This window comes from Stenotrophomonas sp. YJH_SMC_4, from assembly GCF_059371575.1.
On record NZ_JCAFUR010000026.1, the window covers coordinates 25,570 to 43,870 of the forward strand.

Below are 18,301 nucleotides of genomic sequence, written 5' to 3' on the forward strand. Positions count from 1 at the left end.
CACTTCTTGCACGCACCCCGGCATCCCCTGCCGCAGTGCCCGTGATGTCCGAGAACGAATCCGCCGGCGAAAAGACCGAACAACCTACCGAAAAACGCCTGCGCGACGCCCGTGAACAAGGCAACCTGCCGCGCTCGCGCGAACTTGGCACCGCCGCCGTGTTCGGTGCCGGCGTGCTGGCGGTGATGGCCATGAGCGGCTCGATCGGCCGTGGCGCCAGTGCCTGGATGAAGCACGCGCTCAGCCCGGAACAGGGCCTGCGGCAGAACCCGAAGGAACTGTTCGGCCACTTCGGCGACCTGCTGCTGCAGTTCATGCTGGTGATCGCACCGCTGGTGCTGGTCTGCCTGCTGGCCAGCTTCGTCGCCCCGTTGGTGATGGGCGGCCTGCGCTGGTCGCAGAAGGCGTTGCTGCCCGACATCAACCGCATGAACCCGATGAGCGGGCTCAAGCGCCTGTATGGCCCGGAGGCGATTGCCGAATTCACCAAATCGCTGCTGCGCGTGGCCTTCGTCGGCGTCGCCGCAGGGCTGGTGGTCTGGACCGGCTTCGACACCCTGCGCGGGCTGATCCACCACCCGCTGGAAACCGCCATCACCGATGGCCTGGGCTTCACCCTGCGCCTGCTGCTGGCCACCGCCGGCGCGATGCTGGTGCTGGCCGCCATCGATGCGCCCTACCAGCGCTGGAACTGGATGCGCAAGCTGAAGATGACCCGTGAAGAGCTGCGCCGGGAAATGAAGGAGAGCGAGGGCAGCCCCGAGGTGAAGGGCCGCATCCGCCAGCTGCAGCAGCAGATGGCCAACCGTCGGATGATGGAAGCGGTACCCACCGCCGACGTGGTGGTGGTCAACCCGACGCACTACGCGGTGGCCCTGAAGTACGAGGGTGGGACCATGAATGCTCCCACCGTGGTCGCCCTGGGCGTGGACGAAACCGCCCTGCGCATCCGTGAGGTCGCCGACGGCAACAAGGTCGCGATCGTCTCCGCCCCGCCTTTGGCACGCGCCTTGTATCGGGAAGGCCAACTCGGAAAGGAAATCCCCGTGAGACTGTATTCGGCCGTCGCCCAGGTCCTGTCCTACGTCTACCAGCTGCGCGCCTGGCGCACTGGCCCGATGCCGGACGCCCCGCACATCCAGGTGGATGAATTCGGCAAGGGGGGCCGCCCGTGAGCGCCCAGCCCTCCGCCGGCTTCAACACCCGCCGTGCCCTGGAAATGATCCGCCAGGGCCTTGGCGCGCCGCTGATCGTGCTGGCCCTGCTGGCCATGGTCGTGGTGCCGCTGGCCGCGCCGGTGCTCGATGCGCTGTTCACCTTCAACATCGCCATCTCGCTGATGGTGCTGCTGGCGGTGGTCTACGTGAAGCGCCCGCTGGACTTCACCATCTTCCCGATCGTGCTGCTGATCACCACCATGCTGCGGCTGGCGCTGAACGTGGCCTCCACCCGCGTGATCCTGCTCAACGGCCAGAACGGCCACGACGCCGCCGGCAAGGTCATCGCCGCCTTCGGCGAATTCGTGATCGGCGGCAACTATGCGGTCGGCATCGTGGTGTTCGCGATCCTGACCATCATCAACTTCGTGGTCATCACCAAGGGCGCCGGCCGCGTTTCGGAAGTGACCGCGCGCTTCATCCTCGACGCGATGCCCGGCAAGCAGATGGCGATCGACGCCGACCTCAACGCCGGTTTGCTGACGCGTGAAGAAGCCAAGCTGCGCCGCGAGGAAGTGCGCGAGGAAGCCGACTTCTACGGCGCGATGGACGGCGCCAGCAAGTTCATCCGCGGTGACGCCATCGCCGGCATCCTGATCCTGTTCATCAACATGCTCGGCGGCCTGGCCGTGGGCGTGTTGCAGCATGGCATGCCGTTCGGCGAAGCCGCTGCCACCTACACCCTGCTGTCCATCGGTGACGGCCTGGTGGCGCAGCTGCCGGCCCTGCTGGTCTCCAGCGCGGTGGCGATGCTGGTGACCCGCGCCTCGCGCTCGCAGGACATGGCCCAGGCGATGACCGGCCAGGTGTTCGGCCAGTACCGCGCGCTGGCGATCACCGCCGGCATCATCGGCGTGGTCGGCCTGGTGCCGGGCATGCCCAACGTCGCTTTCCTGACGCTGGCCGCTATCCTCGGCTTCATCGCCTGGAAGGTCTACCGCAAGGGCAAGGCCGCAGCCACCGACCCGGCAGCCGCCGGCAATGACGCGGCCGCACTCAACGCACTCGGCCGCCCGGCGGCACCTGCGCCGACCGCCGAACTGAGCTGGGACGAGCTGCGCCCGGTCGATCCGCTGGGCCTTGAGGTCGGCTACCGGCTGATCCCGCTGGTGGACAGCAACCAGGGCGGCGAACTGATGGCGCGCATCAAGGGCGTGCGCCGCAAGCTGACCCAGGACGTCGGCTTCCTGATTCCCTCGGTGCACATCCGCGACAACCTGGAACTGCCGGCCAACGGCTACCGCGTGCTGGTGCATGGCGTGCCAGTGGCCACCGCCGAGATCCACCCGGACCGCGAACTGGCGCTGGACCCGGGCAGCGCGCTGGGCACCCTGGAGGGCATTGCCGGCAAGGATCCCGCGTTCGGCCTGGATGCCACCTGGATCCAGCCGCACCAGCGTGCCCAGGCTGAAACGCTGGGCTACACCGTGGTCGACCCGGCCACCGTGGTGGCCACCCACCTCTCGCACCTGATCCGCGAACATGCGCCGGAACTGCTCGGCCACGAGGAAGTGCAGCACCTGCTGGCCAACCTGGCCAAGAGCGCGCCCAAGCTCGTCGAAGATCTGACGCCGAAGGCGCTGCCGCTGTCGGCAGTGGTGCGCGTGCTGCAGAACCTGCTGGTCGAGCGCATCCCGATCCGACAGCTGCGCAAGATCGCCGAAGCGCTGGTCGAACACGCGCCCAGCAGCCAGGACCCGGCGGTGCTGACCGCTGCCGTGCGCACCGCGCTGGGCCGCTTCATCGTGCAGGAGATCGCCGGAATGTCGGCGGAGCTGCCGGTGTTCACCCTCAACCCGCAATTGGAACGTGTCTTGCAGGAGTCCACGCAGGGCAACGGCGCCGCGCTGGAACCCGGACTCGCAGAGCGACTGCACCAGAGCCTGGCCGAATGTGTCAGCAAGCAGGAAGCGCGAAACGAGCCGGCGGTCGTGCTGGTACCGGGCCCGGTGCGCGCCGCGCTGGCGCGCCTGGTCCGCCACAGCGTTCCGTCGTTGTCGGTCCTGGCCTACAGCGAGGTGCCGGAGGACAAGCGCCTGAAGCTGGTCGGAACGATCAGCTGACGCCGCCCACCGATGCGCCAGAAAACAGACACCACCTTCGAACCAACGCAACAGACAGATACCAAGGGGAACCCGCACCGTGCAGACCACCGACCACCCGAGTTCTCCGACCGCCACCCCGCCGTCTTCGTCCCGTGACCACAGCATGAAAATCAAACGATTCGTCGCCGCCGACATGCGCTCGGCCATGAACCTGGTGCGCAAGGAACATGGTCCTGACGCCGTGATCCTGTCCAACCGCCGGATCGAGGAAGGCGTCGAGATCGTCGCCGCGGCCAACTACGACGAGAGCGCCGTGCAGCGTGCACTGGAAGCCTCGCGCCGTGATGTCGCACCGCCGCCGGCTCCCAAGCCGCGCACCGCTGCTGACGCGGTGATCGCCGCGGTCACCCGCCGCCGCAGCGCTGCCCCGGCGCCGGAGCCGGTGGCCGCCACCACCTCGGCCGTGGCCGCCCTCGCCCGTGCGGCCGTGGGTGCCACCGGCCGCACCTTGGACAGCGCCGACGAGATCGTGCCGACCCGCGGCAGCACCGGCTTCGCAGCCACCCTGGCGCGCGCCGCCGTCAACGAACCGGCGCTGCCCGAACAGATCTTCGCCCCGTTCGCCGAGGCCATCGTCGCACCGGGCCCGGCCGTCACCGCGCCGGCCAACCGCGCCCGCTTCCAGATCGACCCGCCGCACGACACGCATCACGAAAGCGTGCCCCCCGCCGTGCAGCCGCCGCCGCTGCCGGGCGCTGCCATGGCCGATGTCCAGCCTGACATCGCCGCCAGCGAAACGGCAGCGCTCGAAGCCGCCGGCGAAGCCAGCCCGGCCCCCATGCTGGCCCCGGCACCGACGCTGACCGTGGTTGCCCAGGACGACGCCGAGATCCGCCAGCTGCGCCAGGAAGTGGCCGGCATGCGCCAGGTGATCGAGCGCGAGATGAACCGCTTCACCGACGAGCGCCTGCGTGGCAGCCCGGTGCGCGCCACCGCGCTGGACCTGATGGACGAGTACGGTTTCGACGCCGGGCTGGCCCGCGACGTGGCCATGCAGATCCCGCTGGAGACCGAAGCCCATCGTGGCCGCGGCCTGATGCTGGGGCTGATCTCGCGCAAGCTGCCGATCGCCCCGGTCGACCCGCTGGAAGAAGGCGGCGTGATCGCCCTGGTCGGCCCGACCGGCGCCGGCAAGACCACCACCATCGCCAAGCTGGCCTCGCGCTTCGCCGAGAAGCATGCGCCGCGCGATGTGGCCCTGGTGACCACCGACACCACCCGCATCGGCGCCCGCGAGCAGCTGTACGGCTACGGCCGCCAGCTCGGCATCGCGGTGCACGAGGCCAACAGCGGCACCGACCTGGACCAGCTGCTGGAACGCCTGAAGGACTACAAGCTGGTGCTGATCGACACCGCCGGCCTGGGCCCGCGCGACCGCGCGCTGGCCGCGCAGCTGCAGTGGCTGCGCGCCGCCCGCCAGGTACGCACCCTGCTGGTGCTGCCGGCCAACACCAGCTTCGGCGACATGGACGAGGTGGTCCGCCGCTTCGGCGCCGCCAACCTGCAGGGCCTGGTGCTGAGCAAGCTGGACGAGACCGGCCGCTTCGGCAACGCCCTGTCAGTGGCCGTGGACCACGCCCTCCCGATCAACTGGGTGACCGATGGCCAGGACGTTCCGGAGGACCTGCACCGGGCCAGTGCGGCCAATCTCGTACTTCGCCTTGAAGATTTGCGCCGCGCGGCCGATATGCCCTGCAACCCGGAGTTGAACCATGCCGTCGCGTGAGTACGCCAAGCTGACCAAGACCTTCCCGCTGTCGGCCACCCGCAGCGAGCCGCTCGGCCCTGTGCGCACCATTGCCGTCACTGGCGGCAAGGGCGGCGTGGGCAAGACGAATGTGTCCGCCAACCTGGCGGTGGCACTGGCCGGGATGGGCAAGCGCACGCTGCTGCTGGACGCCGACCTGGGCCTGGCCAACATCGACGTGATCCTGGGGCTGAACCCGACCTTCACGCTGGCCGACCTGGTCGCCGGCCGCTGCTCGCTGGACGACGTCATCGTCGAAGGCCCGAACGGCGTGCTGGTGGTGCCGGCCGCGTCCGGCCGCCGGCACATGGCCGAGCTGGCCCCGGCCGAGCACGTCGGCCTGGTCAACGTGTTCTCCGAGCTGGAACGCGAACTGGACATCATGGTGGTGGACACCGCCGCAGGCATCACCGACGGCGTGCTGACCTTCTGCCAGGCCGCGCAGGACACCGTGGTGGTGGTCTGTGACGAGCCGGCCTCGATCACCGACGCCTACGCGCTGATCAAGGTGCTGTCGCGCGAACGCGGCGTGGACCGCATCCAGGTAGTGGCCAACATGGTGCGCGACCCCAACGAGGGCCGCGTGCTGTACGAAAAGCTGACCCGCGTGTGCGAGAAGTTCCTCGCCGATGTCTCGCTGAACTACCTGGGCTGCGTGCCGCAGGACGACTGGCTGCGCCTGTCGGTGCAGCGCCAGCAGCCGGTGGTGAAGGCCTACCCGTCCAGCCCGGCCGCGCTGGCGATCACCGAGATCGCGCGTCGCACCGCACGCTGGCAGGCGCCGACCGAACCGCGTGGCGGCGTCGAGTTCTTCCTCGAGCGCATCCTCAAGCAGCGCGGGGTGGCCGCATGAAAGGCGCAGCCCAGTACAGGGAAGTCCAGCGCTCGGCGGCCAACGAGGTCATCGCCCAGCATTCGGACCTGGTGCGGCGCATCGCCCACCACCTGGCCGCGCGGTTGCCGGCCAGCGTTGAAGTGGACGACCTGATCCAGGCCGGCATGATGGGCCTGATCGAAGCGTCGCGCAGCTACGACGCCGACCAGGGCGCCTCGTTCGAGACCTATGCCTCGATCCGCATCCGCGGTTCGATGATCGACGAGATCCGCCGTGGCGACTGGGTGCCGCGCTCGGTGCACCGCCGTGCACGCGATGCCGCCGCCACCATCCGCCGCCTGGAACAGAGCAGCGGCCGCGCCGCCAGCGCCACCGAAGTGGCCGCAGCGATGGAGATGCCGCTGCCCGAATACCTGCGGTTGATGGAAGACGCCGCCCGTGGCCAGGTGCTGAGCCTGGAGTCGCGCATCGAGGACCAGGGCGAGCTGGACACCGTCGCCCAGGGCGGCCCGACCCCGCAGCAGGTACTGGAGCGTGGTGAGTTCGGCCGCGAGCTGGGCAAGGCCATCGGCCACCTGCCCGAGCGCGAACAGCTGGTGCTCTCGCTCTACTACGAGCAGGAACTGAACCTGAAGGAGATCGGCGCGGTGCTCGGCGTGAGCGAGTCGCGGGTCTGCCAGATCCACGGCCAGGCGGTGCTGCGCCTGCGTGGCCGGCTCAAGATTTTCGAGGCGGCGGACGCCGGCCTGGAAGAATGAACATGCCCGAGGCGGCTGCCCCCGGCCGCCCGGAATGAACAACAAAGGAACTCTGCTTTGAACAAGAACATGCGCATCCTGATCGTCGATGACTTCTCGACCATGCGTCGGATCGTCAAGAACCTGCTGGGCGATCTGGGCTTCACCAATACCGCCGAAGCCGAGGACGGGCATGCCGCGCTGTCGCTGCTGCAGAGCCAGCCGTTCGATTTCGTGGTCACCGACTGGAACATGCCGGTGATGACCGGCATCGAGCTGCTGAAGGCGATCCGTGCCGATGCCAAGCTGAAGACCCTGCCAGTGCTGATGGTCACCGCCGAAGCCAAGCGCGAACAGATCATCGAAGCCGCCCAGAACGGCGTGAACGGCTACATCATCAAGCCGTTCACTGCGCAGACGCTGGAAGAGAAGCTCGGCAAGATCTTCGAACGCCTGGCGGCCAGCGCCTGATGGATACCACGGTCGACAAGAGCGCCCTCTCCCTGCGCCTGCAGGAAGCCCTGGACGCACTCGAGTCCGGTGACGAGGCCGCCTGGCGGCAGCGCATCGACGGACTGGTCGCGCTGCGTACGCAGCCGATGATGAGCGGCCTCTCGCGGCTGGCCCGCGAGCTGGGGCAGGCACTGGGTGAGCTGCCGACCGTGCCCAGCGAGGCCGGTGAGCTGGACGACGCCTGCGCACGCCTGGACCACGTGGTGGCAATGACCGAACAGGCCACGCACCGCACCCTGGACCTGGCCGAGGAATGCCGCAGCCTGACCGAACAGCTGCGTGCTGAAGGCCTGCAGCCGGGCCAGGACGCGCAGCTCGAGCGCATCCGCCACAACCTGACCGAGATCGCCCTGACCCAGAGCTACCAGGACCTGACCGGGCAGATCATCCGTCGCGTGGTCGGCATCGTCCGCCGCGTGCACGAGGGCTTCGGCGCACTCGGCCTGCCGCCGGAACAGCATCGCACCGACCCGGAACTGGCCGGGCCGGCACTGAAGGGACTGGACCGCCACGCGGTCTCGCAGAACGACGCCGACGACCTGTTGTCGGATCTGGGGCTGTAAGCATGAGCGCGGTATCCGACGACATCACTGCCGATTTCATCATCGAGGCACAGGAAATCCTGGATCGCCTGGGCGAACAGCTGGTGTCGCTGGAGCAGGCACCGCAGGACACCGAGCAGCTCAACGCCGTGTTCCGTGGATACCACACGCTCAAGGGCGGTGCCGGCTTCCTTGGCGTTACCGCGATGGTCGAACTGTGCCACGCCGCTGAAGAGGCCCTGGGCATCGCGCGTGCCGGGCAGGCGGTGCTGCAGGCCCACCACTTCGACGCCGCCCAGCAATCGCTGGACTACCTGCAGTCGATGCTGGACGCCGTGTCCTCCGGCACCGAGCCAGGCTATGCGCCGCCGGACCTGATCGCGCAGTTCGACATGAACGGTGGCACTGCCGCGCCGGTCGCTGCGGCCGCCCCTGCGGCAGCTGGCAGCGACCTGATCACCGACGACGAATTCGAGGCCCTGCTCGACCAGCTGCATGGCGGCAACGCACCGACCGCGGTCGCGCCGGCCAGGAAGGCCGACGACGGCCTGATCAGCGAAGACGAGTTCGAAGCGCTGCTGGACCAGCTGCACGGCGGCGCTGCGCCAGGCGCGAAGCCTGCTGCCACCGTCGCGGCGGCACCTGCCGCTGCACCGCGCCCAGCGCCCGTACCGGCGCCCGCCGCCAAGCCGGCAGCCAAGCCGATGGCCGAGGCCGAGCACACCGTCCGCGTGGACACCAAGCGCCTGGATGCGATCGTCAACCTGATCGGCGAACTGGTGCTGTCACGCAACCGCCTGAAGACCCTGCGTGCACGCCTGCGCGACGAGGAGCTGGACCGCGCCGTATCGACGCTGGACATTGCCACTGCCCGCCTGCAGTCGGCGGTGATGCGCACCCGCATGCAGCCGGTGGGCAAGGTGTTCTCGCGCTTCCCCAAGGTCGCCCGCGACGTCGCCCGCTCGCTGAAGAAGGAAGTGGACCTCGAGCTGGTCGGCGCCGAGACCGAGCTCGACCGCAACCTGGTCGAAGCGCTGGCCGACCCGCTGGTGCACCTGGTCCGCAACGCCATCGACCACGGCGTGGAAATGCCCGACCTGCGTGAAGCGCAGGGCAAGCCGCGGATGGGCCATGTGCGCCTGTCCGCCCAGCAGGAAGGTGACTACGTCAGCATCGAGGTGCAGGACGATGGCGCCGGCATTGACCCCGAGAAACTGCGTGCCAAGGCACGCGAGAAGGGCCTGATCGACCCGGAAGCCGCTGCCCGCCTGAGCAGCGAGGAGTGCCTGCACCTGGTGTTCCTGCCCGGCTTCTCGACCAAGCAGCAGGTCACCGATATTTCCGGCCGCGGCGTCGGCATGGACGTGGTGCAGTCGCGCATCCGCGAACTGAGCGGCCAGATCCAGATCCAGTCGGAACTGGGGCGTGGCAGCCGCTTCCTGATCCGCGTGCCGCTCACCCTCGCGATCCTGCCGACCCTGCTGGTGCAGGCCGGCGAGGACGTCTACGCGCTACCGCTGGCGCGTGTGATGGAAGTGCTGCACGCGCCGCGCACGTCGCTGGGCTGGTTCGATGGCCGCGCCGTGCTCGACCGCCGTTCGCACACCCTGCCGCTGGTCGACCTGCGCCAGTGGCTGGATGTGACGCCCGCCGCGTCGACCCTGCTGACCATCGTGGTGCTGCAGGCCGGTGAAGCGCGCTTCGGACTGGTCGTGGACCAGGTGCGCGGGCGCGAGGAGGTGGTCATCAAGCCACTGCCGAAAGCCCTGCGCGGCCTGCGCGGTTATGCCGGTGCAACCTTGATCGGCGATGGTCGCATGGCACTGATCCTGGACGTGGACGGCATCCGCTGAACACCGCCGGGCATGGCCCGGCGACCCGAAAACTGTGACTACCGTCTGTACGCGTTCTCCCGGTGTCTCAAGTCCCATTCATACAAGCCGATACCGGAACCATGGATAGACTCAGCCTCATTGGACTCTTTCTCGCCCTGGCCTCGCTGGTCGGTGGCAGCATCCTCAAGGGCGCCGGCCTGGCGTCGCTGTGGTCGCCTGCGGCGTTCGTGATCGTCATCGTCGGCACCGTTGCCGCGATCCTGCTGCACACTTCGCCGGCGGTGTTCAAGCATGCGTTCAAGATCGTGCGCTGGGTCGTGCGCCCGCCGCACAGCGATCGCCGCGAACTGATCCAGCAGATCGTCGAGTGGAGCAACATCGCCCGTCGCCAGGGCCTGCTGGGCCTGGAATCGCAGGTGGAAGCGCAGCAGGACCCGTTCCTGCGCAAGGGCCTGCAGCTGCTGGTGGACGGCGTCGAGCCCGAATCGATGCGGCACATGCTGGAAATCGAACTGGGCAGCCAGGAACACCAGGACCAGGCCGGTGCCAAGGTATTCGAGGCGATGGGCATCTACGCGCCCACGCTCGGCATCATCGGTGCCGTGCTCGGCCTGATCGCGGTGATGAAGAACCTGGCCGACCCGAGCAAACTCGGCCACGGCATCGCCGCCGCATTCACCGCCACCATCTACGGCATCGCCTCGGCCAATCTGCTGTTCCTGCCGATCGCCGCCAAGCTCAAGAGTGTGATCTCGCACAACACCCGCGACCGCGAAATGGTCATCGAAGGCCTGATTTCGATCGCCCAGGGCGAGAACCCGCGCAACATCGAAACCAACCTCTCCGGCTTCCTGCACTGACATGGCCCGCCGCAAGCACCACGAAGAGCACGCCAACCATGAAGCATGGGCGATCCCCTATGCCGACCTGATGACGTTGCTGCTCGCCTTCTTCGTGGTCATGTACGCGATCTCCTCGGTCAACGAGGGCAAGTACCGGATCATGGCCGACGCGCTCACCGATGCCTTCGGCGGCGCACCGCGCACCATCAATCCGGTGCAGGTGGGTAACAAGCAGGTGCAGGGTGGCGGCTGGGACAGCCCCTCGGTGATCAAGTCCGGCACCAAGATCGGCCCCTCCGCGCCCGCGCCGTCGCACGACCCGACCCTGCTGCCGTCGATGGCCTCGCAGATGCGCATGCCGGTCTCCGTGCACAACCAGGAACAGATCGCCCGTGCCGAGCGCCAGCTCAACAGCATCGCCGACCGCCTCACCGCCGCACTGGCGCCGCTGATCGACCGCGGCATGATCAGCGTGCGCCGCACCGAGTTGTGGATCGAAGTGGAAATCAACAGCGACATCCTGTTCCCCACCGGCTCGGCCGCGCTGGACGTGCATGCACGACAGACGCTGGCCAGCCTGGCCGAGGTGCTGCGCGACGTGCCCAACAGCGTGCGCGTGGAAGGCCATACCGACAACGTGCCGATCGCCACGGCCACCTTCCCTTCGAACTGGGAACTGTCGGCCGGACGCGCCGCCAGCGTGGTGCACCTGTTCGCCGACCAGGGCGTGCAGCCATCACGGCTGGCGATGGTTGGCTATGGCCAGTTCCGTCCGCGCGAAGAGAACGACAGCGCGCAGGGGCGCAACCGCAACCGCCGGGTGATGGTCATCATCCTGGCAGACACCTCGCATTCGGTGGACCCGCTTGGCCAGCGCCTCAATGCGGCCACCGGCGCCGTCGACAACAGCACCACCGAACAGGCCGCCGCAACTCCGGCTACCGCCCCCACCTCCCCCATCGCACCGGTGAAGTTGCCGCCGGTGCCGGCTGGCAGCCGCGTCGGCGCCGCCGTTCCCCCGGCAATGAAGGAGTAAACCGATGCGCATCTGGGCAGTCGCCAACCAGAAGGGCGGAGTCGGCAAGACCACCACCACCCTCGCCCTCGGCCGCGGCCTGGCCGCGCTTGGCCATCGCGTGCTGCTGATCGACCTCGATCCGCATGCCTCGCTCAGCCGCGCCTTCGGCGTGCCGGTGGATCCGCCGCCGGCGGGCGTGCTGGAACTGTTCGGCGCCCCGCCGGCCGATCTTTCCAGCCTGTGCCATGCCAGCAGCATCCACGGCCTGGACTACGTCTGCGCGCAGTCGGCGCTGGCCACGCTGGAGCGCCGCAGCGCCAACCAGCCCGGTCTCGGCCTGGCCCTGCAGAACGCACTGGCGCGTCACCAGGGCCAGCACGACTACATCCTGCTGGACTGTGCCCCCACCCTTGGCCTGTTGATGATCAACGCACTGGCCGCTGCCGACCGCCTGATCATTCCCACCCAGGCCGAGCCGCTGGCCCTGCATGGCCTGGACGGCATGGTCCGCACCGGCGAGATGGTCGAGCGCTCGCGCCGCCGCCCGCTGCCGATCTCGATCCTGCCGACCCTGTTCGACCGCCGCACCCGCGCCGGCAACGAGTCGCTGCGCACGATGCAGGATCGCCACGGCACCCGCGTCTGGGAAGACGCCATTCCGATCGACACCCGCATCAGCAATGCCGCAGGCCTGACCCTGCCCAGCGCTGGTGAGGACTACCCGGGCCGCGGCCTGGCCGCCTATCGCCGCGCACTGAACTGGATCCTCGTTGAGGATGCCCGTGCCCTGGAGCAGGCCGCATGAACAGCACCGGCGTACTGGACGACTACCTGGACGAACTGCTGGGCGAAGCGATCGCCCCGGCGGCCGTCGTGCTGCCAACGCCGGACAGCGCCGCCCCGGCTCCGGACAGCACATCGGAACCGGAACGCGAGCCGACCTGGGATGACCTGCCGGCCGAGGTGATCTACGAAACCGACACCGTTGCCGCGGGGCCTGCCGTGGACAACGCCGCGCTCGAAGCCGCCTTCGAGGCGGCCACAACGGCCGAGCGCGAACCCACCTGGGACGATCTGCCCGCCGAAGTGCTCTATGAGACGGACACTGTTGCCGCTGCCCCGGCACAGGACGAGGCAGCACTGGAAGCCGCCTTCGAGGCCGCCGCAATGCCGGTCGCCGCTCCCGAGCGCGAACCGACCTGGGATGACCTCCCTGACGAGGTGATCCACGAGACGGCCCCGGCCAAGGCCGGCCCGGAGCCCACCTGGGACGACCTGCCCGACGAAGTGATCTACGAGACCGACGCGGCCGACAGCCATCAGTTCGCCCACACTGACAGCCCCGGTCTGCAGGCTGCGTTCGAAGCCGCTGCTGGTGGCGAGGATGTCCCCACGCCGCCACCGGCCGTGGTTGCGCCCCCGGCACCGCGCCCTGCACCCGCGCCCGCCCCGGCCGCGCGTGCTGCCGCCGCGCCGCCGCCCCGCGTTGCCCTGGATGCCCCGGCCACCAACCGTCCCGGTACCTGGCAGGAGCTGCAGGCGCAGGCGCACCAGCCCGCCAGCAGTCCGCACCCGCAGAACCGCCGCGCCGGCGAGCGCACCTCGCGCTGGCTGCGCCTGCGCTGCGGGACCCAGGCCTATGCGCTGGAACTGTTGAAAGTGCAGGAAGTGGTGTTGCCGGTGCCACTGCTGCCGTTGCGCGGCACGGCACCGGCGATGCTCGGGATCATGAACCTGCGTGGCCAGGTGGTGCCGGTGATGGACCTCGGCCTGCACCTCGGCGCCGCAGCGGCAGAAGACGATGCCCAGACCCGCATCGTGGTGCTGGAAGAGGACGGCGAGACCATCGGCCTGCGCGTGTCGGCAGTGGAAGATGTCGCCAACCTCACCGATTCACAGATCGAACCCCCGGATACCGCCCGCATCTGCCAGATCTCCAATGATCTGTTCCGCGGCGTCGCCCGGGTCAGCCAGCGCCCGATGATCCTGCTGGACGCCACACGGCTGCTGAGTTGATCTGGAAAAAAGGGGACGGAGGGGATTAAGTCGCAAGTGGCTCGGCGCTTTGCGCCGAAGCGGTGCCTGTCGGGGACGCAAGGAGTTGATCCGTTGGATCAACACCTTGCGTCCCCACTGCGCGGTCGCCGTTGCCGAGGGGGCTGCAGTAGAGCCAGGTCGCTTGCGACTTGATCCCCGCCGTCCCCTTTTCAGCTGCGACCGCATCGACGCACCGCGTCGATTCCTCTAAAGAACCCCGCCGGGGTGCCGTTATGGATCACGGAACCGTTTGTCCGGAGCAACGATGAGCACTGTCGAACTGGGTGAGGATCTCGGCATCGAGAGCAGCACCGAGCTCAAGAACCGCCTCGCCCCGCTGGTGGCGCAGGCAGGCGAGCTGACCCTGGATGCAAGCCAGGTCGCCCGCATCCACACGGCCGCCGTGCAGGTGCTGTGTGCATTCGTGCAGGCCCGCCGCGATGCAGGCCTGGGCACCGGCTTCCACGGTTGCACCGCAACCTTCCGTGACGCCGCACGCCTGCTGGGCGTCACCCAGGCCCTGGGCCTGGACGTAACCCATGACAACCTGAAATCTGTGGAGAACGCTGCATGAGCGCACGTATCTTGGTGGTGGATGATTCGGCGTCGATGCGCCAGATGGTTTCCTTCGCCCTCACCTCGGCCGGTTTTGCCGTCGAAGAAGCCGAAGACGGCGCGGTCGCGCTGGGTCGCGCCAAGGGCCAGCGCTTCAACGCGGTGGTCACCGACGTCAACATGCCGAACATGGACGGCATCGCGCTGATCCGCGAACTGCGCCAGCTGCCGGACTACAAGTTCACCCCGCTGCTGATGCTGACCACCGAATCGGCCGCCGACAAGAAGTCCGAAGGCAAGGCCGCCGGTGCCACCGGTTGGCTGGTCAAGCCGTTCAATCCGGAACAGCTGGTCGCCACCGTGCAGAAAGTGCTGGGCTGATCGCCCCGCACCGCTCCCCTTCTTCGCTTCCGGACCACCACTGCCATGAGCATGGACCTGCAACGCTTCCACGCCACCTTCTTCGAGGAGAGCCGCGAAGGCCTCGACGCGATGGAGGCTGGCCTGCTGGCCCTGGAATCGGGGCAGCAGGACGCGGAGATCATCAATTCGGTGTTCCGCGCCGCCCACTCGATCAAGGGCGGCGCCGGCACCTTCGGCTTCGATGCCATCGCCGGCCTGACCCACGTGCTGGAAACGCTGCTCGATGAGCTGCGTGCCGGCAAGCGCGCCCTGGAAGGCCATGCCGTCGATGCCATGCTGTCCTCGGTGGATGTGCTGCGCGCCCTGCTGCGCGAAGCCGAACATGGCCAGGCCGCAGACCCCGCTGCGGTCGCCGCAGTGAAGGCGCGCCTCGAAGCCGTTCTCTCCGGCCAGGCCGCACCAAGCGCGCCGGCCGCTACCGCAGCCAAGGTGGACGATACGCCGGAAGCCTGGCAGATCGGGTTCACCCCGGCACCCTCGCTGTTCATGAGCGGCAACGACCCGTTGCGCATCATCCGCGAACTGGAACACCTCGGCTCGCTGCAGGTGGCCGCGCGCATGGAACGCCTGCCGGGGTTCGCCCAGCTCGACCCGCTCGAGGCCCACCTGGCGTGGGACCTGGGCCTGGTCGGCAAGGTGCCGCGCAGCAAGATCGAAGACACCTTCGCCTGGGTACTGGACGACTGCGAGCTGGACATCCGTCCGGCAGCGCCGCCGAGCCTGGCAACCCAGGCGCCCGTTGCTGCATCCCCTTCCACACCTGCTGCCGTCGTGCCGGCAGCGCCTGCTGCGCCTGCCGCCGGCGGTTCTGCCACCCAGGAAGCCGAAACGTCGATCCGCGTCAGCGTCGACAAGGTCGATGCGCTGATCAACCTGGTCGGCGAACTGGTCATCACCCAGGCCATGCTCAAGCAGGTCTCGCACGCGCTGGACCCGGTCCACGCCGAGAGCCTGTTCGCCGGCCTGGACCAGCTGGAACGCAACACTCGCGATCTGCAGGAAGCGGTGATCGGCGTGCGCATGCTGCCGGTCGACGCGGTGTTCCGCCGCTTCCCGCGCCTGGTCCGCGACCTGTCCAGCCGCCTCGGCAAGCAGGTGCGCCTGCGCACCGTCGGCGAGGGCACCGAGCTGGACAAGGGGCTGATCGAGAAGATCGCCGATCCACTGGTGCACCTGGTGCGCAACTCGATCGACCACGGCCTGGAAATGCCCGACGTGCGTCGCGGCGCGGGCAAGGACGAAACCGGCACGATCACCCTGGCCGCTTCGCACCAGGGCGGCCATATCGTCATTGAAGTGAGCGACGACGGCCGCGGCCTGGATCGCGCCAAGATCCTGGCCAAGGCCACCGAACGCGGCCTGGCCGTACCGGACAACCCGACCGATTCGCAGGTCTGGGACCTGATCTTCCAGCCAGGCTTCTCCACTGCCGATGCGGTCACCGACCTGTCCGGGCGTGGCGTCGGCATGGACGTGGTTCGCCGCAACATCCAGGCACTGGGCGGTGAGGTCCAGATCGAAAGCAGCCTGGGTACTGGCACCCGCACGCTGATCCGCCTGCCGCTGACCCTGGCCATCCTCGACGGCATGACCGTGGCGGTTGCCGGCGAAACCCTGATCCTGCCGCTGGCCTATGTGCTTGAGGCGTTGCAGCCGCAGGCCGAGGACATCCGCAGCATGGCCGGCGAAGGCCGCGTGCTGCGCGTACGTGGCGAGTACCTGCCGATCCTCTCGCTGAGCGAGTACTACGGCTACGGCAACCGCGCGCCGGGCAGTGAATCGCTGGTGGTCGTGGTCGAAGGCGATGGCCAGAAGATCGCACTGGAAGTGGATGAACTGGTCGGCCAGCAGCAGGTGGTGGTGAAGAACATCGAGAACAACTACCGCCGTATCGGCGGGGTGTCCGGTGCCACCATCCTTGGCGACGGCCGCGTCGCGTTGATCGTCGACATCGGCGGACTGGTGCGCTCGTTGCGGATGCCGCAGGCCGCCTGATCCACGCCGCATGCGTGTACTGGACCGCCGCCCTTCGGGGCGGCGGTTTTTGTTTGTGCGCGCTCTGCCAAGGGGGTCGGATCCCTTTCCGCAGGAAAGAGCTCTGACCCCATCCCTTCTGTGAACTCCGTCGCCATGATGGTTGCGGGCGCAATTACTTCATCCAAGCGAAAGCACGCCGCTGCAACGCTTTCGCGCTGTCATCCCTACGCAACCGAATGTGATCTGAGTCCATAAAGTCCACGCGGACGGCGCCGTTATTTCGCAATGACGGTCGTCACCGAACCCCACCGGGCACCCCCGTTCGCTCTGCAACCACCCCCGAACCGGCGCACAGACGCCGGCACTCTGCCCACCTGGAGCACCCTGCATGAAGTGGTTCCAAGATCTGCCCATCGCCCGCAAGCTGGCCGTGGGGTTCACCCTCACCACCTTGATGACCCTGATCCTCGGCGCCTTCGCACTGCTGCGCCTGAGCGAAGCCAACGCGCAGTTGCGCGAGATGGCTGGCAACGACATCCCCTCGGTCCAGCACCTGGGCGAGGCGCGCTCGCAGCTGGGAGAATTCCGCACCTATGAACTTGCACAGCTGAGCATGCTCGACCAGCCGGAGAAGGTCGCCGACTACAACAAGCGCATGGACGACACCGCCAAGGCCGTGCATGACGAGCTGGCCGCGTACTCGGCGCTGCCGGCGCTGGCCAAGGAGCGTGAACTCTATCGCGCGGCCAGCGCACAGCTGGACCGCTACTTCGCCGCCAACAAGGCGATGCGCGACGCCGTGGCCGCCGGTGATGGCGCTCGGGCCCAGCAGATCTCCGACGAGCAGTCGCGCCCGGCGCGTCGCGACCTGTTCGCTGCGATGAAGGCCCTGGGCACCCACATCGCCGGCCAGATGGACGGCAAGATCGCCGACGCCAACGCCACCCATCGCAACAGCATGATCGCGATCATCAGCTGCATCGTGCTGCTTTCGTTGGTGGCCGCCGCACTGGCCACCGTCATCTCGCGCGCCGTCACTGGCCCGCTGGGCAAGGCCGTGCATGCCATCCAGGCGGTTGCCCGCGGCGACCTCAGCGTCAGCACCCAGGCCACCAGCAAGGACGAAGCCGGCAAGATGCTGGCCGCCACCGCCGAGATGACCGCAATGCTGCGCCGCTTCAGCGAGCAGACCCAGTTGATGGCACAGATGCACGCTGGGCCGGACATCAGCCACCGCATCCCGGAGGATTTCCCGGGTGTGTATGGCCAGCTGGCCAGCGGCATCAACACGGTGATCTTCGAACACCTCGATGCGATCGTCGATGCCATTGAAGTACTCAACCAGTACGCCACCGGCAACCTCGCCCCGGACGCCCGCCGCCTGCCCGGCAGCCGCGCGATCCTGCACGAGTCGATGGACGCGGCCAAGGCCAGCCTGCTGGCCATCAACACGCAGATCCAGCAGCTGGCCTCGGCCGCCGCCGCCGGCGACTTCAGCCAGCGCGGTGATGCGCAGCGTTTCGATCACGATTTCCGCGTGATGATCGAGCAGCTCAACAGCATGATGCAGGTGGCCGACGGCAACCTCGGCCAGCTCTCGCAGCTGCTGCAGTCGATCGCCGCCGGCGACCTGACTGCACGCATGGACGGCCAGTTCAACGGCGTGTTCGCGCGCATGCGTGACGACGCCAACACCACCGTCGCACAGCTGACCCAGATCGTCGGCCAGATCCAGGCCAGTGCCTCCAGCATCACCCTGGCCGCTGGCGAGATCGCGTCCGGCAACAGCGACCTGTCGCGCCGTACCGAGCAGCAGGCCGCCAACCTGGAAGAGACCGCCGCCTCGATGGAGGAACTGACCTCCACCGTGCGCCAGAACGCCGAGCACGCCCGCCAGGCCAACCAGCTCGCCATCGGC

16 protein-coding genes are annotated in these 18,301 nt (G+C 68.2%); all 16 read left to right on the forward strand.

What is annotated here, in order from left to right; genetic code table 11:
- The first annotated feature begins 44 nt into the window (after positions 1–44).
- Positions 45–1,175, forward strand: a complete 1,131-nt coding sequence (flhB, locus tag AC5P9F_RS19340) for a flagellar biosynthesis protein FlhB (RefSeq protein ID WP_012480102.1) — start codon at positions 45–47, stop codon at positions 1,173–1,175.
- A gap of 44 nt (positions 1,176–1,219) precedes the next feature.
- Entirely contained in the window at positions 1,220–3,280 is a 2,061-nt protein-coding gene (flhA, locus tag AC5P9F_RS19345) for a flagellar biosynthesis protein FlhA (protein ID WP_169449112.1), read from the forward strand.
- 145 nt (positions 3,281–3,425) lie between these two features.
- Entirely contained in the window at positions 3,426–5,048 is a 1,623-nt protein-coding gene (gene flhF, locus AC5P9F_RS19350; RefSeq protein ID WP_099562105.1) for a flagellar biosynthesis GTPase FlhF, read from the forward strand.
- Positions 5,035–5,922: a MinD/ParA family ATP-binding protein gene (locus tag AC5P9F_RS19355; RefSeq protein ID WP_005409532.1), complete on the forward strand. Its 888-nt coding sequence runs from the start codon at positions 5,035–5,037 to the stop codon at positions 5,920–5,922. Before flhF ends, AC5P9F_RS19355 begins: the two co-directional genes overlap by 14 nt.
- Positions 5,919–6,662, forward strand: coding sequence for an RNA polymerase sigma factor FliA (locus AC5P9F_RS19360; protein WP_005413248.1), 744 nt, complete (start codon positions 5,919–5,921; stop codon positions 6,660–6,662). Before AC5P9F_RS19355 ends, AC5P9F_RS19360 begins: the two co-directional genes overlap by 4 nt.
- A 57-nt stretch (positions 6,663–6,719) precedes the next feature.
- Positions 6,720–7,112, forward strand: a complete 393-nt coding sequence (cheY, locus tag AC5P9F_RS19365) for a chemotaxis response regulator CheY (protein ID WP_005413247.1) — start codon at positions 6,720–6,722, stop codon at positions 7,110–7,112.
- Positions 7,112–7,717 carry a protein phosphatase CheZ gene (locus tag AC5P9F_RS19370; RefSeq protein ID WP_012480099.1) on the forward strand — a complete coding sequence of 202 codons (606 nt, stop codon included), beginning with the start codon at positions 7,112–7,114 and terminating at the stop codon, positions 7,715–7,717. The genes cheY and AC5P9F_RS19370 overlap by 1 nt, the downstream gene beginning before the upstream one ends.
- 2 nt (positions 7,718–7,719) lie before the next feature.
- A complete protein-coding gene (locus AC5P9F_RS19375; protein ID WP_043035731.1) occupies positions 7,720–9,549 on the forward strand; it encodes a chemotaxis protein CheA in 1,830 nt (609 codons plus the stop codon).
- Between the two features lie 101 nt (positions 9,550–9,650).
- Positions 9,651–10,391 carry a flagellar motor protein gene (locus tag AC5P9F_RS19380; protein ID WP_005409527.1) on the forward strand — a complete coding sequence of 247 codons (741 nt, stop codon included), beginning with the start codon at positions 9,651–9,653 and terminating at the stop codon, positions 10,389–10,391.
- A 1-nt stretch (position 10,392) separates the two neighbouring features.
- Positions 10,393–11,409 carry a flagellar motor protein MotD gene (motD, locus tag AC5P9F_RS19385; protein WP_062606955.1) on the forward strand — a complete coding sequence of 339 codons (1,017 nt, stop codon included), beginning with the start codon at positions 10,393–10,395 and terminating at the stop codon, positions 11,407–11,409.
- A gap of 4 nt (positions 11,410–11,413) precedes the next feature.
- Positions 11,414–12,196, forward strand: a complete 783-nt coding sequence (locus tag AC5P9F_RS19390) for a ParA family protein (protein WP_062606953.1) — start codon at positions 11,414–11,416, stop codon at positions 12,194–12,196.
- Entirely contained in the window at positions 12,193–13,407 is a 1,215-nt protein-coding gene (locus AC5P9F_RS19395; protein ID WP_062606951.1) for a chemotaxis protein CheW, read from the forward strand. Before AC5P9F_RS19390 ends, AC5P9F_RS19395 begins: the two co-directional genes overlap by 4 nt.
- 286 nt (positions 13,408–13,693) lie before the next feature.
- A complete protein-coding gene (locus AC5P9F_RS19400) occupies positions 13,694–14,002 on the forward strand; it encodes an STAS domain-containing protein (RefSeq protein ID WP_012480094.1) in 309 nt (102 codons plus the stop codon).
- Entirely contained in the window at positions 13,999–14,364 is a 366-nt protein-coding gene (locus AC5P9F_RS19405; RefSeq protein ID WP_005409521.1) for a response regulator, read from the forward strand. Before AC5P9F_RS19400 ends, AC5P9F_RS19405 begins: the two co-directional genes overlap by 4 nt.
- Positions 14,365–14,409: 45 nt before the next feature.
- Positions 14,410–16,401 carry a chemotaxis protein CheA gene (locus AC5P9F_RS19410; RefSeq protein WP_062606949.1) on the forward strand — a complete coding sequence of 664 codons (1,992 nt, stop codon included), beginning with the start codon at positions 14,410–14,412 and terminating at the stop codon, positions 16,399–16,401.
- A gap of 370 nt (positions 16,402–16,771) precedes the next feature.
- On the forward strand, positions 16,772–18,301 hold a 1,530-nt coding region (locus AC5P9F_RS19415; RefSeq protein WP_495216548.1), incomplete at its 3' end, for a HAMP domain-containing methyl-accepting chemotaxis protein.